This window comes from Methylobacterium sp. AC832 (assembly GCF_979256025.1).
The window spans coordinates 1,112,494-1,136,103 of sequence record NZ_CEEDMV010000001.1; the positions used below are offsets into that span (position 1 = coordinate 1,112,494).

Annotated in this window: 22 protein-coding genes; 6 read left to right on the forward strand and 16 right to left on the reverse strand. The window is 63.9% G+C overall.

The features are described from left to right. Window positions 1–2 precede the first annotated feature (2 nt). Window positions 3–1,043: a sensor histidine kinase gene (locus tag AC0IXR_RS05165; protein ID WP_471759927.1), complete on the reverse strand. Its 1,041-nt coding sequence runs from the start codon at window positions 1,041–1,043 to the stop codon at window positions 3–5. Then, window positions 1,030–2,574 (reverse strand): ATPase domain-containing protein, encoded by a 1,545-nt coding sequence (locus tag AC0IXR_RS05170; RefSeq protein ID WP_471759928.1) that lies wholly within the window; start codon window positions 2,572–2,574, stop codon window positions 1,030–1,032. The genes AC0IXR_RS05165 and AC0IXR_RS05170 overlap by 14 nt, the downstream gene beginning before the upstream one ends. Before the next feature lie 229 nt (window positions 2,575–2,803). Between AC0IXR_RS05170 and AC0IXR_RS05175 the strand changes: the two genes are divergently transcribed. The 5 genes from AC0IXR_RS05175 to AC0IXR_RS05195 all read left to right on the forward strand — a co-directional run bounded on the left by AC0IXR_RS05175 (window position 2,804) and on the right by AC0IXR_RS05195 (window position 8,070). Further along, window positions 2,804–3,892, forward strand: coding sequence for an OpgC family protein (locus tag AC0IXR_RS05175; RefSeq protein WP_471759930.1), 1,089 nt, complete (start codon window positions 2,804–2,806; stop codon window positions 3,890–3,892). Beyond that, window positions 3,862–4,812, forward strand: a complete 951-nt coding sequence (locus AC0IXR_RS05180; RefSeq protein WP_471759932.1) for an SGNH/GDSL hydrolase family protein — start codon at window positions 3,862–3,864, stop codon at window positions 4,810–4,812. The genes AC0IXR_RS05175 and AC0IXR_RS05180 overlap by 31 nt, the downstream gene beginning before the upstream one ends. 267 nt (window positions 4,813–5,079) lie before the next feature. After that, complete coding sequence (locus tag AC0IXR_RS05185) at window positions 5,080–6,444, forward strand: lipopolysaccharide biosynthesis protein (RefSeq protein ID WP_471759933.1); 1,365 nt, start codon at window positions 5,080–5,082, stop codon at window positions 6,442–6,444. After that, complete coding sequence (locus AC0IXR_RS05190) at window positions 6,441–7,592, forward strand: GNAT family N-acetyltransferase (RefSeq protein ID WP_471759934.1); 1,152 nt, start codon at window positions 6,441–6,443, stop codon at window positions 7,590–7,592. Before AC0IXR_RS05185 ends, AC0IXR_RS05190 begins: the two co-directional genes overlap by 4 nt. A 58-nt stretch (window positions 7,593–7,650) precedes the next feature. Next, window positions 7,651–8,070: an FKBP-type peptidyl-prolyl cis-trans isomerase gene (locus tag AC0IXR_RS05195; protein ID WP_471759935.1), complete on the forward strand. Its 420-nt coding sequence runs from the start codon at window positions 7,651–7,653 to the stop codon at window positions 8,068–8,070. Between the two features lie 73 nt (window positions 8,071–8,143). On the opposite strand, the gene AC0IXR_RS05200 is transcribed toward AC0IXR_RS05195, so the two are convergent. The 5 genes from AC0IXR_RS05200 to AC0IXR_RS05220 form a co-directional block, all read right to left on the reverse strand. Continuing rightward, window positions 8,144–8,971, reverse strand: coding sequence for a 3-oxoadipate:acetyl-CoA acetyltransferase (locus AC0IXR_RS05200; protein WP_471759936.1), 828 nt, complete (start codon window positions 8,969–8,971; stop codon window positions 8,144–8,146). A gap of 95 nt (window positions 8,972–9,066) precedes the next feature. Next, entirely contained in the window at window positions 9,067–10,116 is a 1,050-nt protein-coding gene (locus tag AC0IXR_RS05205) for a response regulator (protein ID WP_471759937.1), read from the reverse strand. Between the two features lie 13 nt (window positions 10,117–10,129). Further along, window positions 10,130–10,543 (reverse strand): response regulator, encoded by a 414-nt coding sequence (locus AC0IXR_RS05210; protein ID WP_405030676.1) that lies wholly within the window; start codon window positions 10,541–10,543, stop codon window positions 10,130–10,132. Between the two features lie 35 nt (window positions 10,544–10,578). Then, on the reverse strand, window positions 10,579–12,459 hold the full coding sequence (locus tag AC0IXR_RS05215) for an MHYT domain-containing protein (protein WP_471759939.1): 1,881 nt from the start codon (window positions 12,457–12,459) through the stop codon (window positions 10,579–10,581). A gap of 125 nt (window positions 12,460–12,584) precedes the next feature. Continuing rightward, window positions 12,585–13,664 carry a YeiH family protein gene (locus tag AC0IXR_RS05220; protein ID WP_471759941.1) on the reverse strand — a complete coding sequence of 360 codons (1,080 nt, stop codon included), beginning with the start codon at window positions 13,662–13,664 and terminating at the stop codon, window positions 12,585–12,587. A 146-nt stretch (window positions 13,665–13,810) separates the two neighbouring features. Between AC0IXR_RS05220 and AC0IXR_RS05225 the strand changes: the two genes are divergently transcribed. Further along, on the forward strand, window positions 13,811–14,053 hold the full coding sequence (locus AC0IXR_RS05225; protein ID WP_471759942.1) for a hypothetical protein: 243 nt from the start codon (window positions 13,811–13,813) through the stop codon (window positions 14,051–14,053). A 21-nt stretch (window positions 14,054–14,074) separates the two neighbouring features. Here the strand turns inward: AC0IXR_RS05225 and sorB are convergent, their stop codons facing one another. The 9 genes from sorB to AC0IXR_RS05270 form a co-directional block, all read right to left on the reverse strand. Beyond that, a complete protein-coding gene (sorB, locus tag AC0IXR_RS05230) occupies window positions 14,075–14,389 on the reverse strand; it encodes a SorB family sulfite dehydrogenase c-type cytochrome subunit (RefSeq protein ID WP_471759944.1) in 315 nt (104 codons plus the stop codon). An 11-nt stretch (window positions 14,390–14,400) separates the two neighbouring features. Beyond that, window positions 14,401–15,714, reverse strand: a complete 1,314-nt coding sequence (locus AC0IXR_RS05235; protein ID WP_471759945.1) for a molybdopterin-dependent oxidoreductase — start codon at window positions 15,712–15,714, stop codon at window positions 14,401–14,403. 131 nt (window positions 15,715–15,845) lie between these two features. Continuing rightward, window positions 15,846–18,260, reverse strand: a complete 2,415-nt coding sequence (locus AC0IXR_RS05240) for a DUF1214 domain-containing protein (protein WP_471759946.1) — start codon at window positions 18,258–18,260, stop codon at window positions 15,846–15,848. Window positions 18,261–18,289: 29 nt separating this feature from the next. Beyond that, window positions 18,290–19,225, reverse strand: coding sequence for an HlyD family secretion protein (locus AC0IXR_RS05245; protein WP_471759947.1), 936 nt, complete (start codon window positions 19,223–19,225; stop codon window positions 18,290–18,292). Further along, entirely contained in the window at window positions 19,222–19,461 is a 240-nt protein-coding gene (locus AC0IXR_RS05250; RefSeq protein ID WP_471759948.1) for a DUF3302 domain-containing protein, read from the reverse strand. Before AC0IXR_RS05250 ends, AC0IXR_RS05245 begins: the two co-directional genes overlap by 4 nt. Window positions 19,462–19,472: 11 nt before the next feature. Continuing rightward, window positions 19,473–20,312 carry a DUF4344 domain-containing metallopeptidase gene (locus tag AC0IXR_RS05255; protein ID WP_471759949.1) on the reverse strand — a complete coding sequence of 280 codons (840 nt, stop codon included), beginning with the start codon at window positions 20,310–20,312 and terminating at the stop codon, window positions 19,473–19,475. After that, window positions 20,312–20,749, reverse strand: a complete 438-nt coding sequence (locus AC0IXR_RS05260; RefSeq protein WP_471759950.1) for a hypothetical protein — start codon at window positions 20,747–20,749, stop codon at window positions 20,312–20,314. Before AC0IXR_RS05260 ends, AC0IXR_RS05255 begins: the two co-directional genes overlap by 1 nt. Continuing rightward, window positions 20,746–21,774 (reverse strand): HAD family hydrolase, encoded by a 1,029-nt coding sequence (locus AC0IXR_RS05265; RefSeq protein ID WP_471759953.1) that lies wholly within the window; start codon window positions 21,772–21,774, stop codon window positions 20,746–20,748. The genes AC0IXR_RS05260 and AC0IXR_RS05265 overlap by 4 nt, the downstream gene beginning before the upstream one ends. A gap of 74 nt (window positions 21,775–21,848) precedes the next feature. Beyond that, window positions 21,849–23,603, reverse strand: a complete 1,755-nt coding sequence (locus tag AC0IXR_RS05270) for an arylsulfatase (protein WP_471760244.1) — start codon at window positions 23,601–23,603, stop codon at window positions 21,849–21,851. Window positions 23,604–23,610: the final 7 nt, after the last annotated feature.

A 23,610-nucleotide genomic window follows, 5' to 3' on the forward strand; every position in this document is an offset into this window, starting at 1 on the left:
GATCAATAGGCCGGCACCAACCTGTCTCCGGGCAAGGGCGCTACCATGCGAAAGTGCAGGCCCTCGGCCTCATAGCTGATGTCGACATCGGCATTGCATTGCTGTGCGAGCACGCGCTGGAGCAGCGTCGAGCCGAAGCCCTTGCGTTCCGGAGCTTTGACCACGGGTCCGCCCGATTCCACCCAGCTGAGTTCCAGGACGCGCTCGGCATCGCGTTGATCCACGCTCCAGCTGACCGTGACCCGCCCGCTCGGCAGCGACAGCGCCCCATATTTGGTGGCATTAGTGGTCAGTTCGTGAATGGCCATACCGGTGGGTACGGCAAGATCTGCGGCCAGCTCGACCGCGGGCCCTTCGAGCGTGATCCGATTGGCTGTCCCGTCATTGTAATGGCCGAGCTCGTTCTGGAGAAGCTCGCGCAGGGGCGCCGTCTGCCAGTAATCCTCCGTGAGCAGGTTATGCGTCTTGCCGAGCGAGACGATCCGGTCCGAGAAGGACTGGTAGAATGTGTCCACATCCTTGGTCGAACGCGCCGTGGCACCGAGGAGCCCCTGCACCGTTGCGAGCGTGTTTTTCACGCGGTGGTGAAGCTCGCGGATCAGCAGCGCCTGGCGCTCGTGCGTCCGCTGGCGTTCTTCCAGATACGCCTGCACTTCGCGTTGCCGCCGTCGCGCGCGGAGGGCCGAGCGAACCGCATTCGCCAGCACGGCCGGATGGAACGGCCGTTCCAGCACCGTGACGTTGCCGAGTAGGTCGGTGAGCCTCACATCCGGCGGGCCGCCGCGATAGCTGAGCAGCACGAAAGGAAAGTCCGACCAGGGCGGTTGCCGCTCGACCCATCGAGCGATCTCCTGCCGGTCCCAATGCAGAAGCGCTTCCTCCGTCATCACCGCGCAGGCGGCGTGGTCCAGATGGGCCACGAGATCGTCCAAGGTCGACGTCGCTTTCGACGCGATACCGACTTCCGCTAGGATCGTCGCTGCCACCATCGCATCCCGTCCGAGCGGCGCGAGGATCAGGACAACCGGTTCAGGATGCGGCATCGCGGCCGGGCTCGTTCACGATCGCTCCATCCGTCCGGATCCGTTCCGCGAGTAGATGATCCCGGTCGCCGTCATAGGTAGGAACGCCCGTGAGAACACCGCGGAACCGCTCCAGCGGTTCGCCCACCCGCAATCCGCCTGCATCGATCTTGAACTCGCGGATCGTATCCTCATGCGCGCCTGTCCGCTTCTTCAGGACGGACAGAGCCCTACGGACCCGGCCGGCGGCTTCGAAGAAGCGGAGCATGATCACGGTGTCGCTGACATAGGTCAGGTCCACGGGCGATTCCATCTTTCCGACCATGCCATGCTGGGCCAGGATCAGAATCGTCACGACCCCCTGTTGGTTCAGGTAGGTGACCAGTTCGTGCATCTGCATGACTAGGTACGGCTGACCCGACATGGCGCTGAGATAGCCGGTCAGACTATCGATGATGACGATCCGCGTTCCATCTCGCTCTACAGCGTCGCGGATGCGGCCGGAGAAGTCGCCGGGCGAGATATCGGCCGGGTCGATCTGCTCGATCTGCAGCATTCCGGCTTCGACAAAAGCCCCCAGAGGCATTCCCACGCTCTGGGCGCGCTGCAGCAGGATGTTGCGCGTTTCATCGAAGCTGATGATCAGCCCTCGTTCCCCGCGTTTCAGCGCCGCGACGAGGTAGCTCACGGCGAGCGTCGATTTCCCGGCCCCCGATGGCCCGATCACGAGGCTCGCCGTCCCGCGATCGAGGCCACCGCCGAGAACCCGGTCGAGTTCGGGAACGCCGCTCGCCACCGAATCGATGACGAAGCTGCGATGGTGTTCGCTTGCTACCAAGCGCGGATGCACGCGGATGCCGCCCTTCCTGATGACGAAATCGTGGTAGCCGCCTTGATACTCGGTTCCGCGCATCTTGATGACGTGGATGCGCCGCCGAACCGCGCCGTAAGGCGGGGTCACCTGTTCGAGCCGGATCACCGCGTGGCTGATGGAGTGTAGGTTCAGATCGTCATGCTCGGCGCTGAGATCGTCGAGCATCAGCACCGTGATGTCGTTGAGAAGAAAGTAGCTCTTGAGCGCGAGAACCTGACGGCGGTAGCGCAGCGATCCTTGCGAGAGCAGCCGGATCTCCGACAGGCTATCGAAGACGACGCGGCTCGGTTTCACCCGCTCCATCTCGCCCAGGGCCATGCGGACGGTCTCGCCCAGTTCGAGGTCGGACGAATGGACGAGGCTCTGCTGCTGCTTCAGATCGAGGCTCAGCTCCGGCGGCACGAGCTCGTAGATCTCGATCCCGTCCAGGGACCAGCCATGGCGTCCCGCCACGGAGAGCAACTCCCGCCGGCTTTCCGACAGGGTGATGTAGAGGCAGGTCTCCCCCTGCGCCACGCCGTCGATGAGGAACTGGAGGCCGAGGGTCGTCTTGCCACTTCCCGGCCGACCCTCCACGAGATGCGCACGGCGGGCCGCGTAACCTCCCGAAAGGATGCCATCGAACCCCGGCACTCCCGTTGGGATCGGTTGGGCGTCGGGGGCGTCACTGGATGGCATCATCATGTCCGGTGGATACGGCAACGGTTCAACATAAATTTCCCCGGCGGGTCTGTCCTCGATAAATCGGCCACACCAGGAGCCGATGCCATTCGAGAGGGCGGGAATAACAGGCTTTGCAGATTGTCGTGCGTCGCCTTATCAGACCGTGCCGCCGCGCTGCGAGGCGGCAGCCGCTACCGCCTCGCGCTCCTCCCACAACCTGATAGTCCGGAGTTCGGATCCCATAATGCGCGAACCGAACGCGATCGACTTCTGGCGTGGCCTCGCCCTCGTGACGATCTACGTCAACCACATCCCGGGCAACACATTCGAACGTTACACCTATTCGCAGTACGGCATCTCGGATGCCGCGGAACTGTTCGTCTTCCTGGCCGGATGGTCGATCGGAATCGCCACGCGCGGGCGTGACGGCCAGCCGGAACCCCGTCTGAAAAGCGTGCTGAGGCTCCTGTCGCGCACGATCGAAGTCTACCGTGCACAGATCACCACTATGGCGATCGCGCTGGCCATGATCGCCGGGACGGCTCTGATCCTCGACAATCCGCTCCTTCTCGAATGGCACAATGCCGGAGGCTTCTTCGCCGACCCGATCCAGACCACAATCGGTTTCGTCGCGCTCACGCATCAGCTCGGCTTCTTCAATATCCTGCCGCTCTACGTGGTGCTGTTGGGCATTGCCCCGATCTTCATCCTGATCGCCCGCGTGAGCCGGGTCGCGGCGCTCGGCCTGTCCTTCGGCCTCTATTCGGCAAGCCTCGTCTTCGAATGGAACTTGCCGTCCTGGCCGGGCGAGGGGGATTGGTTCTTCGATCCTCTGTGCTGGCAGCTTCTTCTGGTGCTCGGCTTCGTTGCCCAGGACCTGAACCAGCGATCCGGCACGCTCCGGCGCTGGTCTCAACGGCTGATGCCCCTCGGCGTCGTCATCGTCGTGCTCGGAATTGTCCTGTCCGTGTTCGACCTCCGGCCAGACCCGCTGCTCGTTCCCGATCCTCGTCTCGTCTTCTCCTTCGACAAAACGTATCTTTCGCCGGCGCGACTGATCCATTTCATCGGCGTGTTGCTCGCCTTTCAAGGCGTCTACGCGCTCATCGTCCCACACATCGGTGCGATCGGTCGATATTTGGCGGGACTCGGTCGTAATTCACTGGCAGTCTTCTCCATCGGCTCGCTCTTGAGCCTCGCCGCGCAGCTCGTGCGGTTCTGGACGGGGGGCGGCCTTCTCGTGGATGTCGGCGCCATGGGATTCGGTTTGTTCGCTCTGGGCTTCACTGCATGGTTCGTCGAATGGCGCTCGCGCAAACCTCGGCTCTCCTGATCTCACTCGGCCTTGCCTCCCTCGGGACGATCTGCGGATCATCCCGCGCCGGAGCGGAAGGCAGCGCGACGATCGTCTCACCCCCGACTGCGGCGGCCCCGGCTCCCGGTGGCGAAGCGTCGGAGGCCGTCGATGTGAGCCTGTCGCCCGAATGCCGGGTGCCGGGATCGAAGCTCTATACTCTGGCCCGGTTGAGCTCGGTGAAGGCCGCGCTCAAGGAGAAGCGGCCCGTACGGGTTCTCGCCATCGGGTCGTCCTCGGCGGGGGCAGGGGCCTCGGCGACCTATCCGGTCAAGCTGGAAACGGCCCTTGAGCGCTCGCTTCCCAACGTGGATGTGGAGGTCGAGAGCCGAGGCATGCAGGGCGAGATCGCCTCGGGCGCTGCGGAGCGCCTGCGCAGCATGGTGGCCGAGGTCGAACCCGACCTGGTGGTCTGGCAGGTCGGTACCCACGACGCGCTCGCCCGGGTCGATCTCGACGCCTTCGCCAGCGTCCTCGACGAGACGGTTCAGTGGATCAAGTCCCACGAGATCGACGTGGTGCTGGTCAATCCAGTCTACACGGCTTCGCTTGCCCAGGACGAGTATTACAGCAGCATTGTCCGGAAGGTGCAGGAGGTTGCACTGCGCGAGGGAGTGCCGCTCGTGCAGCGCTACGAGGCGATGCGCTACCTGTCCGGGAGCAGCGACAAGGGCGAAGCACATATGCTGGGACGACAGTTCCGTCTCAACGACCTTGGCCTGCGCTGCATGGCCGAGCATGTTACGCGAGCCATCACCCTCTCGCTGCTCCAGCCCGACCCGTCTGCGACCGGAACCGCAACTGCTCCGTCGGTCATCGTCGCGCCGCCGAAGGATGCGGCGGTGAAGCCGCCTTCACCGCCCCGGAGCGGTGGTGCGTCGCTTCAAGAGCAACCCTGATCGGCTTGCCATAGCGATCGCGGCGGATACTCGGTCGGTCCGTAGGTCATCGATCTATAGGGCCATCGTGCAATGTCTCGTTCGGATGGTGTTGTAGGCTGACGCGAACACGTGGGCCGTCATCGAAAGCCGGGCGACCTTCCGGGGCGAAGCTAGAAAAGAGCCCTTTTTCGTGTCCATTCCGGGACGGGTTTCGCTCAGAGCCCGAAAGCGTAACGGACTCGGTGGTGAGACAGATAGGGTCGGCCTGAGCGTTCGGGGCGTGGAGTGGGGTCAGTGAAGGACGGGACGGAGGGCTGGACCCTCGGCGCGGCCTTCAGCCGCTTGAGGACGTTTCGCGCAGGCGCGGCGGGAGCGGCGCTCGACGTCTTCGCGATTCGCATTGCCGCCGCCATCTTCGCCTACGGGGCACAGGTCATGATGGCGCGCCTCATGGGGCGCTCAGAATACGGAGTGTTCGCATCGATATGGGTGTGGATCGCCATCCTCGGCCATTCCTCCACACTGGGTTTCGCTCAAGGTGCCTGCCGTTTCCTGCCCGCCGATCAGGCGAGAGGCGATGCCGCCCATATGCGCGGGTTCCTCCTCGTGGGCGCATGGGTGACCATTGCCGCTGCGTCTATAGTTGCAGGCATCGGCCTCGCCATTGCCTGGATGCAGGGCATCCTCCTCGATGGGCCGTATGCTGGGCCTTTGCTCCTCGCAGCACTCGTTCTGCCGCTCTTCACGATGCAGGATTATCTGGAGGGCGTCGCTCGAAGCCAGAACTGGGCGGTGCTCGCCATCGCGCCGCCCTACCTCCTGCGCCAGGGGCTCATCATGTTCATCATGGCGGGCGCCGTCACCATCGGGGCACCGGCTCAGGCATGGGTTGCCATCGCCTGCACCCTAGTCGCCACTGGAATCGCCCTGGCGATCCAAGCATGGCTCCTGATCCTGCGCCTTCGTGACGGTCTGCTCCCTGCGAAACCGCGATACCGCTGGCGGATCTGGCTCCGGGCCTGCCTTCCGATCGCGGCCGCCGACCTCGCATATTCCGCGTTCAGCATGATCGACGTGGTCATACTCGGCATGCTGATGCCACCTGCGGCGGTGGGCCTGTATTTTGTCGCGACCCGCATCCAGCAATTCGTCCCCTTCGTGCATTACGCTGCGTCCGCGGCCACCGCTCAGCGTTTCGCCGCCATCCACGCATCCGGGGATGCAGACGGGCTGACGCGCTTCGTCCGCATGCAGGCCCGCCTTACCTTCGCCGCCACGGTGATCGTCGGTCTCTTCATCGTGACAGCGGGCCCATTCCTGCTCGCGATGTTCGGGCCGGAATTTGGAGCGAGCTATCCGCTTCTCGCCGTGCTGGTCGCGGGCAATGTCGGAGCGAGCCTGTTCGGACCCGGCGAAGACCTTCTCACCATGATCGACGGTGAACGTCTCTGCGCTGGCATCACCCTGGCGATGCTGGCCCTGGCCGCTCTGCTCTGTCTGATTCTGGTGCCGGTCCTCGGAATCATGGGAGCGGCCATCGCGATGGCTCTGGCCAACGTGCTTCGCGGGTTGGGAATGGCTTTGGCCGCTTTCCGTGTGCACGGTATCGTTACGACGGTCCTGCCGTTCGCCGGTCGGCTTGGCTCATGAAGACGGTCTTACAAGACCTGCGCTCGGGACGCTCGGTCTCGCTCGCCACATATTCGGAACTGGCTGCCGATCCCGATCCCTGGGATGCGCTCATGGCCAACGCGCTCACCACGCACCCGCATTACAGCCGCCATGTCATGGCGGCTCATCGGAGGGCGGGGTTGGCCGCCACCGACCTCGCCTTCGTCGTTGTGCAAGGCCGGCTCGGGCTGGAGGCTCTGTTGCCCTTCGAATGGAAACGCGATGTGAGCGGGCTCGGAACGCGCATTGCCCGTCCCTTCCTGTCGCCCTTCATCACCCAGACGAGCCCTCTCGTTGCGGATGCTCCCGACCTGCCCGACCTCCTCGATCTGTTGGTGAAAGGGCTCCAATCCGCCTCCAAGGGGCGGATCTGGCGCTGGCCCCTGCTCCCCACCGAGATGAAGCTCGGTCGCGGATTGCTCGAGGCCATGGATCGCGCCGGCTGGAAGAGAGGCATCGCCAGCCGTTTCGAGCGACCGATCGTCGAGCGTCGCGGGTCATATGCCGGTTTCCTCGATGAGCATCCGCACCGATCGCGCATGAAGGATCTCAGCCGTCGCCATCGCAACCTGTCGAAGCGAGGCACACTCAGCCATGACATCGCCACCGGCGGCGACCGCCTGAACGATGCCGTCGCGGGCTTTCTCAGACTGGAGAAGGCCGGGTGGAAGGGGAGGGCCGGGACGGCGCTCGCTTCTCGCCCACAGCACGAGGCTTTCGCGCGTGCCTTGTTCACCGGAGCCGATGGCCCGGTCCACGTCCGGGCGGATAGCCTTCTGTTGGATGGTCGCCCGCTCTCGATCAGCCTTGCCCTCGTAGCGAGCGGTACGGCCACGCTCTTGAAGACCACCTTTGAAGAGAATGAGCGCTCCAGCGCTCCGGGCCTGCTGCTGGAGGCACGGATCATCGAAGCTCTGTACGGGACCGGCTTTGCCGAACGGCTCGATTCGGCCACGCTCGCCGGCTCGGTCCTCGAGAATCTTTATCCTGATCGAGAGACGATCTGCGAGATCGTCGCCGCCCCTAGCGGTGCCGCGCGTATGATCACGGTCGAACAGCGAATCCGCCTAATCTCGATGGAGCGGCGCGCCATGGTCCGCGTCAAACGGGCCCTGGGCAGGCGCTGACGGGCGGGCATAGGCATGCTACTCGGCCGGTTCGGCACGCCAGACAGGAACCATCCGCATGCGTCGTCCGCTTCTTGCCCTCACCGGAGCTTTGTTGATCGCCATGACCGCTTCCGCATCCGCCGAGACCGTGACCACGCCTTCGGGCCTGCAATATCGCGACGAAGTCGTCGGGAACGGCCCTACGCCGCAGACCGGCAAGAAAGTCAGCGTCCATTATACCGGCTGGCTCGATGAGGGCGGTAAGCCGGGCAAGAAGTTCGACTCCTCGCGCGACCGCGGCCAGCCCTTCAGCTTCACCCTCGGCATCGGCCAGGTGATCGGTGGTTGGGATCAGGGTGTCGCCACGATGAAGGTCGGCGGCAAGCGCACGCTCATCATCCCCTCTGACCTCGGCTACGGCGCACGCGGTGCCGGTGGGCTGATTCCGCCGAATGCCACGCTCATCTTCGACGTGGAACTGCTCGGCGTGAACTGAACCCGACCCTTATACCCGGACGAGCCTCGCCTCGTCCGGTTCTTAGCCTGTCCCCAATCGGTCCCGCTAACGCTCAGGCTGCCAACCCCAGTGCGGCTCGAGCCTCGGCGGGTGTCGCCACGGTACGACCGTGCCGCTGCACGCACTCCACAGCCAGCCCGACCAGTTCGGCATTGCTCGCTGCCAGTTGGTGCTTCGTCACCCGGATGTTGTCCTCCAATCCGGTCCGTACCGAGAACGCCCCACGGGCAAGTGCCCAGTCCATGACCTCGGCCTGATGGCGTCCGATGCCGGCAGCGGTCCAGGTCGCCTCGGGCAGTACCTGCTTCAGTTCGCCCAGGAGCAGATCGAGCAGGCGCTCGTCGGCCGGCAGAGCATTCTTCACTCCCATGACGAATTGGACGTGGGGGCGGGCATCCATGAGCCCTTCATCCACCAGCCGCCGGGCGCCATGAAGATGTGAGAGATCGAAGATCTCGATTTCCGGCCGGACACCATGCGCCCGCATCTGACCAGCGAGATCGCTGACGAGGCTCGCCGGATTTTCATAGACGATGGTCGGAAAGTTGACCGAGCCGGTGGAGAGCGAGGCCATATCCGGCCGGTGGTGAAGCGACAGGCCACGGCTGGCCGGATCGCGTCCGCGTCCTCCAGTGGAGAACTGCACGATCATACCGGGGCAATGGCGGCGAATTCCCTCCTGTACGGCAGCGAAGCGGTCGGGATCGGACGAGGGCGTTTCGTCGTCGTTGCGCACATGGATGTGCACCAGGGCGGCACCCGCCTCGTAGGCCTGGCGCGTCGATTCGATCTGCTCGGCGACCGTCACCGGAAGGGCCGGATTGTCGGTCTTGCGCGGGACGGAACCGGTGATGGCGACGGCGACGACGACAGGTTTCATGATCCGGCCCGGATGTCCGATGAGGAGGGCACGGGAAATACTGCATTCCACACGGTAAGCGAAGTGCTGGGTTCGCGGGCAAAGCAGCCGTCCGCTCAGCCCTGGAACAGCAGCGTCGCCTTGGTTCCGGGTCCGCTCTCTCGATAGATAAGGGAGGAACGGAGGTTAGTGGCCATGGCCTTGACGATGCGCGAGCCGAGACCGGTGCCGCGAGGCTGGCCTTCGCCCGTCCACCCGATCCCGTCATCCTCGACGGTCAGGCTCAAACCGTCCGTCCCGTCGCGCGCCACCGCTACCCGGATCTCGCCGGGGACTTCCGGCGGATACGCATATTTGTAGGCGTTCGTCACGAGTTCGGTGACCACGACGCCGACGGAGACCGCCTTGTCGGTGGCAAGCCGGATCGGCTCCGCGACGAGGCGAATGGCATGGTCGCGTCCGGCTGCCTTCATCGCTCCCTGCAGTTCCTCCACGAGGCTCGAAAGATAGGCGTCGAGTTCCACCGCCTCGACATCATCGGAGGTGTAGAGCCGCCGATGAATGCCGGCGATGGCCGAGATCCGCGCCTGCATCTCGCGCAAGGCCGCTTTGGCAGCGGGATCGGAGACGGCGTTGGTCTGCATATGCGTCAAGGCCGCCACGAGGGCGAGAGAATTGGCGACCCGGTGATTCACCTCGCGCAACAACATGACCGCGCGGTCTCGAGCCTCACGGACCTCTGCCTCGGCCCGCTCCTTGTCGCGCCTCATGGCCTCCTGGCGCAGAGCCGTGTCGATCGCTTCGCCGAGGAGTTCGCGGAACTGACCCTGCAGGTCTTTCCAGACGTAATCCACGGCCCCGGCCTTCAGAGCGGCCACCGCGACGCGGCTGTCCTCAGACCCGGTGACATAAATTACCGGCGGGGCGGAAGGCATGGCGCGGATGGCTGGGAGCACGTCGAGACCGGTCTGGCCAGGCATGTGATGATCGAGGGCCACGAGATCGATGCCGCCCTGGCTCAGACGCGCAAGACCCTCGTCGCCGGTGGCGGCAAGTTCCACGATATAGCCGCGTGCGTTCAGGCCCTTCTGCACGAGGCGCCCGAGGCCGGGATCGTCGTCGACATAGAGGATGCGACCGCGCTCCGGGGCGAGGGGAGCGCTCATGCGGTGCGGATTTTCATGGGTTCTCGGGCACCTGCATCACGGAAAAGAACAACCCGAGCTGACGAATAGCGTTCGAGAAGCCCTCATAATTCACCGGCTTGGTGATGTAGACGTTCGCGCCGAGATCGTAGCAACGCTGGACCTCGCGGCTGTCGTCCGTCGTCGTGAGAACGACCACGGGCGAGCGCCGCGTATGCGGGTTCGCCTTGACCTTCTCCAGGATGTCGATCCCGGTCATATCGGGAAGATTGAGATCGAGCAGGATCAGCAGAGGGCGCTTGGCGCTGGCCTCTCCGGTGCCGTCCGGTCCGAGCAGATAAGCGAGCGCCGACGTCCCGTCCCGGAACGGAATGATCTCGTTGTTGACGCCCGCGCGGCGAATATTGCGCTCGATGAGCCGGGCATGACCCTCGTCATCCTCGATCATTACGATACTGACGGGGTTCACGTTCGGATCGCGCCTCATTCCGCTGCGAGGGACGTCGCCGGGACACCCTCGTATGCAGCTGTAGCGCTCCCGCGGGGCAGCGTCACGCTGAAGGTGGTGCCTTCACCGAGCTTGGAGGCGACGTCGATCCGTCCACCCAGCGACCGGACCAAAGCTTTCACATGGGCGAGACCGATCCCTTCGCCCGGTCGATCCTGCGCTCCGGAGCGGCGGAACAGTTCGAACACGCGGGAATGGTCACGTTCAGCGATTCCCCTCCCGTTATCTGAGACGTCGATACGGATTCGCGGCCCAACGGCCGCGGCAGTCACTGTGATTCGACCGGCGCGAGTGGGATCCAGATACTTCACCGCATTGTCGAGGAGATTGCCGAAGATCTGTTCGAGGGCGAGTCGGTCCGCCGTGATCCTCGGCAGATCGCGCGCGACGGTGACTGCCGCGCCGGCCGCGTCGGTCTGATGACGCTGGGCATCGGCGAGGCGCTGAAGCAGCGCGTGAAGGTCGAGGGGTTCTGGCCTGAAACTTCGCCGCCCTTCGCGGGACAGTTTCAGGATCGCGGCGATCAGACTTTCCATCCGCGTCACCGCGGCGCTGATGAAGCCGAGCGCCTCACCAAGATCAGCGTCGATCCTCTCCGCGTCGGGATGGGACTTCAGGGCGGAACGGATGTCCTCACGCGTAGCATCGAGCTCACTCGTGAAACCCATGACGTTCACGAGGGGAGCGCGAAGGTCGTGGCTGACGATGTAGGCATAGCGCTGAATCTCCTCGTTGGATTCTCGGAGTTCCGCTTCCGCCTCGCGCTGCTCGGTGATGTCGGTATGTACGCCGACCCATTCACGAATTGACCCATCGGGGGCCAGAACCGGGACGGCACGGATCGCGAAATGCCGCCACGTCCCGTCGCTCACCCGGACGCGATGCTCGTGGACGAAGGTTCGCTTCTCCCGGACCGTTTCGTTCCATGCGTCCACGGACGATCGAGAATCGTCCGGATGCACGGCGTTGGCCCATCCGAACCCCTGGTACTCCTCGAAGGATTGGCCGGTGATCGCTGACCAACCCGGCTGTTCGCCGACCATCCGCCCCTCGGCATCGTTGGTCCAGAGCACGCCGCGCACAGCCTGAATCGCCGCGCGGAACCGCGCCTCGCTATTGCTCAACTCACGCTGGACGCGCTGCTGGTCGATGGAGGAGGCCAGCATGGCGAGGAACAGAGTGAGGAAGGTCGCCGCCCCGACGAAGAGGGCGAGGTTCTGCTGGCTTGGGGCGAGGCCCGTAACGTGGCTCGTATGCGCGCCGGTTTCTCCGGTCGTGAAGGTCGCGGCGGCCATGCCGGTATAGTGCATCCCGGAGACGGCGAACCCCATCACGAAAGCAGCGATGATTTTTTGCCACGCTCCGTGATTTCGGAACGTGAGCCAGAGCCCGACCGCCGCTGCCGTCACGGCAATGAGCACCGATACGGCGGCGAGGAGCAAGTTGTAGGTAACGCTACCGGGCATGTGCAGGGCGGCCATGCCGATGAAGTGCATGCCGGCGATGCCGATCCCCATCAGCGTGCCGCTCACAAGGATGTCCTGCGCTTTCGCTCCCGGTCGGCCGACCCAGGCGAAGGCGCCGCCGGTTGCGCCAATGGCGATGACGAGCGAGAGCACGGTGAGACCGGCCTCGTAAGAGGTGGGCATCCCCATCTCGAAGGCGAGCATGCCGATGAAATGCATCGACCAGATGCCGCCACCCATGGCCAGCGCCGCTCCTCCGATCCACGCGATGCGGCGGCCAGGCGCTGCATTGTGTACCCGAGCTCCAAGATCCAAAGCCGTGTAGGACGCGAAGATCGCGATGGCGACGGACAGGGCGACGAGGGCGGGATTGTAGCCGGTATGAACCATCGGGCGACTGCTTGAGGAGGATTCGGAGCCGCTGAACCGGCAGAGACCCGACCGTAGCCGGTCGGCACCGGCGCCACCACAGCGAACCAGTCCGGCATTCTTACCGCTCATCAGCTTTGCGCTGATCAGGAGATGCCGAGGGCCCTGATGAGGATGAGGCTGATGGCGAGGAGGACGGCGAGCGAGCCGGTGACGGCCAGGGTGACCCGGCCGCCCATGCGCGCCAGGACCCGGACATCGACTCCGAGCCCAAGGGCAGCCATCGACATGATCGTGAGAAAACCGGCCACTTGCCGCACCGGGCCGGAGGCAGCGTCAGGGATCAGCCCGAGGGAGCGCAGGGTGGCGAGCCCGAGGAATCCGAGGATGAACCAGGGCACGAGTCTGGTGAATCCCAGTCTCCGGGGCGACGCGCTTTGTAGGCCTTTCTCCCGGGGCAACCGGTGGGCGAGAAGCGAGAACGCCACCACGACGGGTCCGAGCATCAGGACGCGAACCAGCTTGACCAGCGTGCCGACCTGGGTGCTTAGGAGCCCAACCGGTACCGTAGCGGCCAGGACTTGGGGCACGGCATAAACCGTCAGGCCGGCGAGCACACCGTATTGGTGGTCTGACAGGCCGGCGAGGGGAATGAACAAGGGCAGCCCGAGTACCATCAGCACGCCGAGCACGGCGGTGAATGCGATGGAGCCAGCGACGTCCTTGCTGTCGGCCCCAATCACCGGCGCCACGGCAGCGATAGCCGAGTTCCCGCAGATGGCGTTGCCGCAGGCGACAAGGATCGCCATGCGGGCCGGCAGACCGAGCCCCCGGCAGATCGCGTAACTCGCCAGGATCGCGAGAAACACCGTTCCGACGATGCCGGTGAGCAGAGCCGGGCCAGAGGCAACGATGGCACCGAGGCTGATGGAAGCACCCAGCAACGTCACGGCGATTTCGAGCAGTTGCTTCGCGCTGAAGGCGATCCCGGCTCGGAAGCGTTCACCCGGCACCCATGCGGTGCGGATGGCGATACCGAACAGGATCGCGATGACTAATGCCTCTATATAGGGGTGACCGGTGGCCCGCTCTTCCCAAGCCTGGATAACCATGGCGGAAGCGGTCACGGCGAGGCAAAGCATCAGGCCCGGCAGCAGCGCCGGCCGCATGCGCGTGGTGGTCTCACCCACGGGAAGACCCGTCTTCGATGATGTTTTCACGCCCATTCCACCTGCCGGGATCAGCCAGCAGGCCGTTCCAAAAACAAACTTCTGCCTTGGGCGAAGAAAGGAGAAAACCCCTCTCCATATGGCTCTAACTTCAAAAGACCCATCCATTGATCGATGGCAACCAAACCTCGATCTTAACGCGTATGAGTGCTCGTTCGAATTTCGGCTCCACCAGTTTCGATCCGTATGGCGAACCGGTCAGCGACGACCGCAACGCTTCCACGATGCAGGGTGATCGGCGCGCACGCAATGCCGCTATCGCAGTGTTCTGGACTCTGGCACTTACGCTCACCGCGGGCCGGATCTATTTCAGCGAGCAGACCTTCGATCAGACGATGACGCTTACCCAGGCGCAGATCGCGGCTTTCGTCACGGCGATCCGCTAGACTGAGATCGATGGCCGCCAGTTAGTAGGCGGCTGCGAGATAGGCGGCGATCGCTTTGGCTTCCTCGATCGGTGCGTGAAAGACCTTCACCATCTTTGTGACCTCGGCATTCCAAAACGCGGCGCCTTTTCCGGGCGGCTGCGTGAGGATGTAATCCACCGAGTGACACGCGGTGCAATAGGTTTGCGCCGCCTCGAAACCGGCTTCGTGACCCTGAACGGGCAGCAACTCCGCTGTTGGCTCCGGGACGTCATAACTGCGCGGTGCGGCCCAGGCCGTTCCACCGATGAGAAGGGCGAGCGATCCAAAGGCGGCCGCGAAACGATGGTGTCTCATCTCGCTTCTCCTCACAGCGCCTCAAGGCGGGTGGTCTCGATGACGTTCCGCATGTATCCCGCCGGATTCCAACGCGCCTCCGTCGGTTGCGTCGTCCCGTCTCCGGCCTTGGCGCGGACACGAACCAGGTGCGAGCCTGACTTGAGATCGGCCTCATAACTCCAGGACCGAAACGAGTATTGGCCAATATTTTGGCCGAGCCGTGCTGCCGACCATGTCGTCCCGTCATCCAATGAGATGTCGACGGCCGTAATGCCGGAACCTCCATCGAAGGCGATACCGCGCAGAGCTACCGTCCCCGCGCGAACCGTCGCACCATCCGTCAGGTTGGTGATGAATGAGCGAACGGGCAGCCGATGGATCGGTACCGTCTTCCCCAAGGCGGCTCCCGGCTCGACACAGGCACACTCGTTGTCGGGGATGCGATAGGCCTTCTGCATCCAGAACCCATCGAAGGGGGTGTCCAGCACCGTGATCGAGCTCAGGTGCTTGATCCAGTAGGTGCCGTAGAAACCCGGTACCACGAGCCTCAACGGGTAGCCGTTAAGCCAGGGAAGCTCCTCTCCGTTCATTGCCCAGGCCAGCATCACCTCGCCCTCCTCGACATGATCGATAGCGAGAGCCTTGGCGTAACGCGGCGTCTCGGACAGAACCGGCCCGTCGAGACCGGTGAACGCCACCTGCACGGCGCCCTGCTTCACCCCGGCTTTGTCGAGCACGGATTTGAGCGAGACGCCGGTCCAGCGGGCATTCCCCATGGCGCCATTGCCGAGTTGCCCCCCGGCGACACGGGGCAAGAAGAAGCCCCGAGAGTTCCCCGAGCATTGGTTCACGGCCACGAGGTCGATGACGGGAAGGCTCTTCAGTTCCCTCAAGGAGAGGAAGATCGGCCTGTCGACATGGCCGCTTACCTCCAGCCTGAACAGGTCTGGATCGATGGAGGTCGGGATATCGGCGAGGTGATAACGCACGAAGAACGCAGCTATGAAGGTCAGCGCGATGGCCCGGCTGTTGTGAAAGCCGAACAGCGCATCAACGAAGGTCAGAACCACCATCCAACCCGTTACAATTCCGCTGTGTACGCAGAGGGTGATCGCCCACCGAGTGTGTCCAAGTCGTTTGAGCGCATCCTGCAGCACCGCCTCACGTTCAGGGGCAAGGGCATTCTCCCCTTTGCTCATCAAGCTACGGACAAGGTCGGCAATGCGAGCAAGTCGTTGAACGAGAAGAGAGAGGAGCGCGGCAACGGCGCCAAGCAGGAAGGCCGGCGCGGTCGCCAGACCGATGACCCGCGTGATCTCATCGATCGGTACATCCTTGAGCATGGTCTTTGCGGCGTCCAGGGTTCGGCGTTCCGCAGAATATGCTGGCAGGCAAGGCAGCCTATCTCCCTCTGGGGCTGATGGTGGCGGCCAGACGACCCATCATCAGCCGAGGATCCGCACCGGCTCAGCGCTTAGTTCGCTGGTTGCGCCTCAGGGAACTTCCAACTGCCGTTCAGGACCTGCTCGCGGGGTTGATACAGGCGAACCATGTAATTCCACTTCGGAGGGGTCGGCAGGCAGTTGGGGGTCTTCCCGTCACAGCCGCCGAACTGGATGTCGACCGAGCCGTCCGCGCTCTTCCCAGCCGTGATGCTGTTGAGGGTGTAGGCGTCGAGGTCGTTTTTCTCGAAGAAGCCCTGCTCGTTGTAGAGGCTGACCGACCAGAAGCCGTCGACCGGCAAGTCCTTGACGGTCAGCTTGTGCACGGTCTTTCCGTCATTCCGTGCCGGCACGACGTTGAGGTAGGTGGCATCCTTCGGCGGATTGGCACCCCAGGCCGAAGCCGCTCCGATGAGGCGCTGGACGGGATCGACCTGATCCTTCGTGCCGAAGGCCCTGCTGGTATCCACGACCGTCGTCGCAAGGGACAGCAGCGCCTGCCGGACCTTCTTCTGGCTCGCCGGGTCCCAGGCGGGTGCCTCGAATTTGCCGGGGCCGCCTGGTTGCTCGACCTTGATGGCATTCTGCAGGTCATGAACCTTGGAAAGGTCAGCCGTGCTCCCGGGATCAACTAGGGTCCGCACCGCAGCGAGGACGTAGCGCGTCCCAATTTTGTCCTTCGTGAGGGTATGCGGGCCTGGTTCGTAGATCGCCGGTGGGGTGTACTGGTCCTCGTCGATCACCTGCATCGACATGAAGCGACCGCCTGCATCGGGCAGAGTGATGGTCGCCGGGCCTGCATTGAGGTCGAAGATAGCCGCGGAATACAGGGTGTCCCGGTTGAGCCGGATGATCGTCTGGTTGTCGATGGCAGCCGGTTCACGCCGGTGGACAAACCGGCCGAGGCCGCCGTCCTTGACGATGTTGCTGAAGTAGAGATCGCTCTCGGCTCGGGCGAAATTGTCGGGCGTGACGGGAACGAGGCTACCCTTGGTACCGGACGGCGCGGCGCCTGAAGGTGATCGGGCTGGTTCGGCGGACGCGACCCTCTCGACGTCCGGCAGCTTCCAGGCCTTATCAAAAAGGGCCTTCGTTGGTGCGTAGAGGCGGAACATCAGCTCGAATTGACGGGCGGGGTCGGTCGGGATCCAGTTGGATTCCTTCCCAACCGGCGCCTGTGGGCCGAGGTACAGATCGACGGACCCATCGGGGTTCTTCTGCACTTCGCCGCTGTTCGACGCACGGCTGGCGCGAGCGACGTTCTTGATGAGCGCGTGGGTCTGCCGGTCGTAGGCCGTGACGGACCAATACTGCTCGACCGGGGCGTTCGGTGGCACGGTCAGGCGGTAGGTCGAACCGCCGTCGTAGCTGTTCCCCTCCTTATCCCGGATGTTGATGAGGTAGAACTGCCCCGTGCCCAGTCGCTTGAAGCCGATGTAGGCGTAGCTGTAGGCGAGACCCCGCGCATCGACGGGATAGCGATTGGGTTCAGCAAACTCGGCTTGAGCAGCCTGGACGAGTTCGGGAGTGGCCGGGAAGGTCCAATGTGTCCCCTCGAAAAAGGGCGGGAGGCCGGCGGCGTATCGCGCCTCAAGCCACGCCTGCGCCTCGCGCACACCGCTGGTGAGCGCCTGCTTCGTCTCGGCGGTAGGGGCGAAGGGCTTTCCCTTCTCGATGCCGATCGACCTCAGCTGGTCGATCATGGCCCGGTCACGGCCAAACCACGGTTCGGCTTGCACGATCCGGTCGAGCCCATCGAAGAAGCGCCCGTCGTAACGGATGGTCGAGTCGAACACCGCATTCCCAACGTCGGTGAATTGAGTCGTGGGCGGATTGGCTGCCTGGGAGAGAGGGTAGATCTTGATCCGCTTGCCGTAGGCCACCGATCTGGCGACGTCGGCATCCGCGTGGCTGGCGAGGTTCGAGCGGAAAAGGCTGTAGCTCCCATGCGTGCCCGGTCGAAGGGCAGCGTAGCCTTCTGGGACCTGTCCGGAGAAATCAGGAGGCAGCATCAAGAATTTGATGCCCTTGCCCTTGTCGATCCCGAGGAGGCCGGCATCCTCAAGCGGCTCCTGCCAGATGTTGACGATGTTGACGTTCATGGACCCACCACCGTCCGCCGGCGGCACCTCGATCACGATCGGCCCGACGTCCTTCGTATTGAGGAACGTCATGAGGTAGAGCGTGTCCGGATTGGGGGTGAGGGTCTGGTTGCGCCAATCGAGCGGGCGGCCCCAATAGATTACCTGGTTCACCTTGCCGGCGGTTTTCGTCAGCATTTCCTGAAGCATAAGGTCGTAGTTGACGGCCGGCATACCCCAGACGACCGCCTCGGTAGCGCGGCGCTCGATGGCGCGGCGAGCCACCTCCTGTGGGTTTGCCTCCTGCGCCTGAGCCGCGGAGGCGAGACAGGCCGCAGTAAGCGCTGCGAGGACGGTCCTCTTCATGGCTATCTCCCTGTCAAGCGATGACGTGCTCAGAATGGGTTTACGTAGTTCAGGATCGCGGTCTGCCGGAGCACGACCTTTCGGATGACGTGAGGCGATTGGACACGGTCGGTGTAGATTGCAGCGGTTCCGGTGCTCCCTGCCGGCAGGCGGCGGCCCACCTCTGGGTCATCGAGCTTGAACCGGACGACGAAGGGCGCCGCCAGGATCTCCGACGGCGCGACCGCGAACCCGCCAGGCTGCGCCTGTCCGGTCGCGATGGCCTGCAACACTGCCTCGACCCGGCCGGCATGGACCTCGCCGGGGAAAGCCTTAAACGTCACCTCCACGAGCTGACCGGGTTCGATGTAGCGCGTGTTGATCTGCGCGATCTCCGCGCCCAGGATCGTTTCGGAGGTGTCGATGAAGGCCATGACGGGAGATTGGGCGGTAACCCGAGCACCTTTCCGAAGCGCCAGGTTCGTCACGTAGCCGGCGGCCGGCGCATGCACTGTGGTCTTGTCGAGGTTCCACTTCGCCCCGTCGAGCTGGGCTCTCAGCTGATCCACCTCGGCATGACGCTGCTCGACGTCGAAGGCGCGCCCCGTCCCTCGGGTCTGCAACTGGGTCATCTCGCTGAGGCGGGTCTCTGCGAGCTTGAGCTGCGCATGGATGGCATCGACCTGAGATTTGTATGGAACCGGGTCGATGCGGAACAGGACGTCGCCTTCCTTGACGGCTCTGTTCGCGACGACCGGTACGTCGACGACCTCGCCCGCCACGGAGGGGACGATCTGGACCGAGTTGCGGATGACCGCCGCCGAGCCCCATGGCGCACCCCATCCCATCGGGATGAACAATCCGATGAGCAGGGCGAGGAGCACGAGAACGGGTGAGATCTTCCAGAAAAGGTTCAGGCGGACGAAGCCAAGCCAGACGAACAGGACAAGGAGCGCGATGTAGCTATTTAGCAGGACGACGATCATTGGACCGTCTCCCGTTTGGTCGGTACGTCAACGTAGGCCCAAACCAGGATGAGCGGCCAGAACACGAAGCCGAAAACCAGCGTGGCCCAGCTTCCGATAGACACGGCCTGCGCCCAAGGGTGGCCGCGCTTGCGGGCGATGCGACCCGGCATGACACCGAGCGCGATGAGGGATGCGACGAGGGTGGCGGCCACCACCAGCAAGACGACCCAGGTAAAGATGTCGATGAGCGGCATCGCGGCGAGCCTTACTTGGAAGCGGGACGGAAGGCGCGACGCAGACGCTTCCCGTCACTGGGTTGCACGCGCAGGTGCGGACCGATGAGCTTCTCGGTCGCGAAGGCGATCTGCCCGTATTCCTCCTCGCAGCCTTCGGCCCGCTCCTTCGGCAGATAGCCCTTGGTCAGCATGGCGTGGTAGCGGCGCTTGTCCGAGCCATAGGCGAGGCAGGCGAGGTTGTAGAACCGCTGCCAGGACAGTCCGTGGACGTCGGCATAGGCGCCCTTGTCGACCGGTTCGTACCTGGCCGTTGTCGCGAAGAAGTACGCGCTTCCGTCAACGACCATCCGGGCATCGGCCGGCGAAAGGTGCAGCAGGATCAGCGAGGCGACCTGATCCGCGGCATCCTCCTCGCGCCCGAGGATCGGCACGTTCAGCAGGTCGAACAGGGCATGGCTGCTCTCATGCATGAGGATCTGGAAGACCGGCCCCCGGATCGCCTCTTGGTGGGTGACACCCTCTGGCGACTTCTTTTTGGGCGCGGTGCGAACGATGCTGTCGATGAGTTCGTAGCAGACGGTGATGCTGCGGTTCTCAGGTGCGTACCAAGCGTTGAGTTCGCCGGCGCATTCCTTAAGGCGGTAGGTCAGACGGGTCGGAAGGCGTACGAGCCCGACGACGGCCCCCACACGTTCCAGGACGCGCCGCTCCCGCATGGCGTCGTAGATCTCGCGGTAGGCCGCCTTCTTCGGGGGCTCGTAGACGACCCGGATGCGTCCGCCGTCATGTGAGCCCTGTCGCGCCATAGCAGCGGCCGGCAGGAACAGCGCTGCCAACACCAGGGTAACGCACCATACGAGGCCCCGCATCAGCTTCGTCCTGCGCGAACCCGGTCGATCCGAGCCATGGTACGGATCGCGGCTCGGTCGTCCTTCGCAACAATGCGGCCCTTGTTTCGGACGAGACGGTCGATTGGGAATGCGATCTCGCCACCACCCATCAGGCGACGCACGTTCACCACGATGACCTCGTGCATGCCATCGGCTGAGGTACGCACGTCGGCGATGCGCCCGGCGGCATGGCCATCCGAGCTGTAGACCCACTTTCCTCGACCCGCCCGGCGCAGACTGTCTGCTAGGATCTGGTAGTAGGCGTTGTCCCAGCCGTTCGCTGGCGAAGGCGGGGCTTGCGCGACAACCGGTGTCGCAACGGCAAGGGCTGTCAGGAAAAACACCCATCGAGCGACCGAGCGTGGATGCTTGCCATCGCCTTGGACAACGGCGGAGATGGGCGTGATTGCCATCATCGCTCACTCCTTGGTGAGGGCGGGAAGATCGCGTTCCAGTCCCGCTTCATGTCGACGACGATCCAGCCCTGGCGATCCGCCTCGTCGAGGACCTTGTCGAGGCGACCAATGTGGGACCGGCGGTCATAGGCGTACTCGCGCTCGGCGTCCGTGTGATGGACGATGCCTAGGAAGCGCGCACCTTCCCCAGCGGCGGTCCATTCCAGCATCTGCTGGTCGCCGTCGGAATTTCCGAATGCGAGGATCGGCCGGCGCCCGATGAAGCGATTGATGCCCGACGGCTTGCCCGGTCCATCGTCGACGAACTCGACCTCGGGCTCCTTGATAAGGACTGGCTTGCCGTCCGCCCTTATCTCGAACCGCGTGACCCCGGACGAACCAACGACCTGTTCCGGCGGGATGCCGTAGGCCCTCTCGGCGAAGACACGCATGAACTCCACCCCACCGCCGGAGACGATGAAGGTCTTGAAGCCGTTGGCACGCAGGTAGCCGAGCAGTTCAAGCATCGGCTGGTAGACCAGGCCGCCGTAGGGCCGGTCGAAGCGGGGATGCCGCGCGCTGGATAGCCAATCCGAGACTATCCCGGCGAATGCCTGCGTCGACATCCCTGTATGCGTGACGTTCAGGACCTCGATGATTCCCTTCTCGCCTGCCGCCGCGAGGGCCTTCGCGTCGCCCTCGATGACAGCCTTGTAGGGTTGCTTGTCCCTCCATTCGGGAAACCCAACAGCGAGCGCCTTGATGCGGTCGAAGGCGAAAAGAGCCTGGAAGTATTCAGGTTGCTCCGCCCATAGGGTGCCGTCGTTGTCGAAGACTGCGATGCGCTCGGCCGGCGGCACGTAGTGGGGACCACCGGCCTGGGTTACGCGTCCGACGAAGCCTATGAGCGATCGCTTCGCCGCGCCCTCGTTCCAGGAGGGCAGAGCATCGACCTGCGCGAGAGCGACGCCAATGTCCATCGCGGCAGCGAAAGTCAGGATCGCGACAAGCACCACACGTCGCGGAAGCTCATTGGTCTTGCTCATCGCAGCACCATGAAAGGGAAGGTTGCTCACTAGGCGTGGACCGGCCCACCGGATTGGCAGGCCGGCTCGACCCGTCATCGCAGGCCGGGGCTCTGGATCCGCTGGTCGATCATCTTGTTCAGGCCACCCCGGATGCGGTCGAGGTCCAGGTTTTTTCTAAAATCCTCCCGTCGCTTGATGCCATCGAGCGTGCTTTCGAGGATGTTGGCCGGATTAAAGCTCGGCGGGAAGGAGCGCGGTGGGAATTCCTTGAATGTCGCTACGAAGTGGAAGACTTCGTCCATCATGCCGTAGGCGCTGCCGACGTGGTTGAGATTCCAGTCCCAATAGGTATTGGAGGTGATATCGGCCCGCTCGAACGGGTCCTGCATCAGGTTGAAGATCTTTTGCAGGCGGAGCGTTGTGAACGGCTCGGCCCATAGGCCCATCGTGCCCTGCATTCGCTGTTCGGAGAAGACGTACTTGAAGTCTCCCTGCCTCACGCCGACGAGCAGGCCGTCGTCGTCGGCGTAGAAGAACTTGTCGCGGGCGCTCTTCGTACCGTTGTTGTTGGCCGCGCTACCGCTGACGTTCTGAAGGAACGCGGACTGGTCGTATCCGTCCAGATGAACTTTGTAGTTTATGCCGTTGGCCACGTAACCGGCCTTCAGCTTGTTGACGATGTCCGGCTCACCGGCGATTGCGCAGAGCGTCGGTATCCAGTCGTTATGGCTCATGAGCTCGTTGGTCACGGTGCCGGCCTTGATGCGGGCCGGCCAGCGGACCAGGCAGGGCACGCGAAAGGCGCCTTCCCAGTTCGTATTCTTCTCGGAGCGGAACCAGGTCATGGCACCGTCCGGCCACGTGTTCATGTGCGGTCCGTTATCGGTCGAGTAGACCACGATGGTGTCGTTCGCGACGCCCATGTCATCCAGCGCCTTGAGCAGGACGCCAACGGTGTCATCGTGCTCCTGCATGCCATCGATGTACTCGCTGTCGCCATGCTTGTAGCGGCCGCGGTGCTCGCCGCGGACGTGGGTCCGCAGGTGCATGCGCGTTGCATTGAACCAGACGAAGAACGGCTTCCCCCCCGCCTGCTGTCGCTTCATGTAGTCGACGGCCGCGGCCGAGGTCTCGTCGTCGATGGTTTCCATGCGCTTCTTGGTGAGGGCGCCGGTGTCCTCGATGGTCTGCTTACCGACCTTGCCGAAGCGCGGATCGACGGTCGGGTCGTCGACATCGGTCGCCTTGCACCGTAGGACACCGCGCGGGCCGAACTTGGCCCTGTAAGCCGGGTCCTTCGGGTAGTCCGGCAGTTCCGGCTCCTCCTCGGCATTGAGATGGTAGAGGTTGCCGAAGAACTCGTCGAACCCGTTCACGGTTGGCAGCGACTCGTTACGGTCGCCGAGGTGGTTTTTGCCAAACTGGCCGGTGGCGTAGCCGAGGTTCTTCAGCAAGCCTCCGATAGAGGGGTCGAGCTGGCTCATGCCCATGGGCGCGCCGGGGAAACCGACCTTGCTGAGACCGGTCCGGATGATGTGTTGTCCGGTGAGGAAGGCTGAGCGGCCGGCCGTGCAGGACTGCTCGCCGTAGTAGTGTTGGAACTTAAGGCCTTCCTTGGCAACGCGGTCGATGTTGGGAGTCTCGTAGCCCATGAGCCCGTTGGAGTAGGTGCTGATATTCGCGATGCCGATGTCGTCGCCCCAGATCACGAGGATGTTCGGCTTCGAGCCCCCGCCCGTAGACCCGGGTCTTGGCGGCGCGGATGGCTGCGCCGGGGGCTGACCTTGAGCCAGGGGCGCCCCGCTCGTGAAGCCAGTCGCCGCGAGCGCCGTTCCGGCGAGCAACATCCGCCGG

Excerpts from the sequence above, each read along its gene's own strand:
- AC0IXR_RS05240 (WP_471759946.1), bottom strand. The coding sequence starts at position 18,260 with ATGAAGAGGACCGTCCTCGCAGCGCTTACTGCGGCCTGTCTCGCCTCC.
- AC0IXR_RS05250 (WP_471759948.1), bottom strand. The coding sequence starts at position 19,461 with ATGCCGCTCATCGACATCTTTACCTGGGTCGTCTTGCTGGTGGTGGCC.
- AC0IXR_RS05255 (WP_471759949.1), bottom strand. The coding sequence starts at position 20,312 with ATGCGGGGCCTCGTATGGTGCGTTACCCTGGTGTTGGCAGCGCTGTTC.
- AC0IXR_RS05220 (WP_471759941.1), bottom strand. The coding sequence starts at position 13,664 with ATGGGCGTGAAAACATCATCGAAGACGGGTCTTCCCGTGGGTGAGACC.
- AC0IXR_RS05190 (WP_471759934.1), top strand. The coding sequence starts at position 6,441 with ATGAAGACGGTCTTACAAGACCTGCGCTCGGGACGCTCGGTCTCGCTC.
- AC0IXR_RS05175 (WP_471759930.1), top strand. The coding sequence starts at position 2,804 with ATGCGCGAACCGAACGCGATCGACTTCTGGCGTGGCCTCGCCCTCGTG.
- AC0IXR_RS05205 (WP_471759937.1), bottom strand. The coding sequence starts at position 10,116 with ATGAGCGCTCCCCTCGCCCCGGAGCGCGGTCGCATCCTCTATGTCGAC.
- AC0IXR_RS05210 (WP_405030676.1), bottom strand. The coding sequence starts at position 10,543 with ATGATCGAGGATGACGAGGGTCATGCCCGGCTCATCGAGCGCAATATT.
- AC0IXR_RS05245 (WP_471759947.1), bottom strand. The coding sequence starts at position 19,225 with ATGATCGTCGTCCTGCTAAATAGCTACATCGCGCTCCTTGTCCTGTTC.
- AC0IXR_RS05170 (WP_471759928.1), bottom strand. The coding sequence starts at position 2,574 with ATGCCATCCAGTGACGCCCCCGACGCCCAACCGATCCCAACGGGAGTG.
- AC0IXR_RS05165 (WP_471759927.1), bottom strand. The coding sequence starts at position 1,043 with ATGCCGCATCCTGAACCGGTTGTCCTGATCCTCGCGCCGCTCGGACGG.
- AC0IXR_RS05235 (WP_471759945.1), bottom strand. The coding sequence starts at position 15,714 with ATGCTCAAGGATGTACCGATCGATGAGATCACGCGGGTCATCGGTCTG.
- AC0IXR_RS05225 (WP_471759942.1), top strand. The coding sequence starts at position 13,811 with ATGAGTGCTCGTTCGAATTTCGGCTCCACCAGTTTCGATCCGTATGGC.
- AC0IXR_RS05200 (WP_471759936.1), bottom strand. The coding sequence starts at position 8,971 with ATGAAACCTGTCGTCGTCGCCGTCGCCATCACCGGTTCCGTCCCGCGC.
- sorB (WP_471759944.1), bottom strand. The coding sequence starts at position 14,389 with ATGAGACACCATCGTTTCGCGGCCGCCTTTGGATCGCTCGCCCTTCTC.
- AC0IXR_RS05265 (WP_471759953.1), bottom strand. The coding sequence starts at position 21,774 with ATGAGCAAGACCAATGAGCTTCCGCGACGTGTGGTGCTTGTCGCGATC.
- AC0IXR_RS05270 (WP_471760244.1), bottom strand. The coding sequence starts at position 23,603 with ATGTTGCTCGCCGGAACGGCGCTCGCGGCGACTGGCTTCACGAGCGGG.
- AC0IXR_RS05180 (WP_471759932.1), top strand. The coding sequence starts at position 3,862 with ATGGCGCTCGCGCAAACCTCGGCTCTCCTGATCTCACTCGGCCTTGCC.
- AC0IXR_RS05260 (WP_471759950.1), bottom strand. The coding sequence starts at position 20,749 with ATGATGGCAATCACGCCCATCTCCGCCGTTGTCCAAGGCGATGGCAAG.
- AC0IXR_RS05195 (WP_471759935.1), top strand. The coding sequence starts at position 7,651 with ATGCGTCGTCCGCTTCTTGCCCTCACCGGAGCTTTGTTGATCGCCATG.
- AC0IXR_RS05215 (WP_471759939.1), bottom strand. The coding sequence starts at position 12,459 with ATGGTTCATACCGGCTACAATCCCGCCCTCGTCGCCCTGTCCGTCGCC.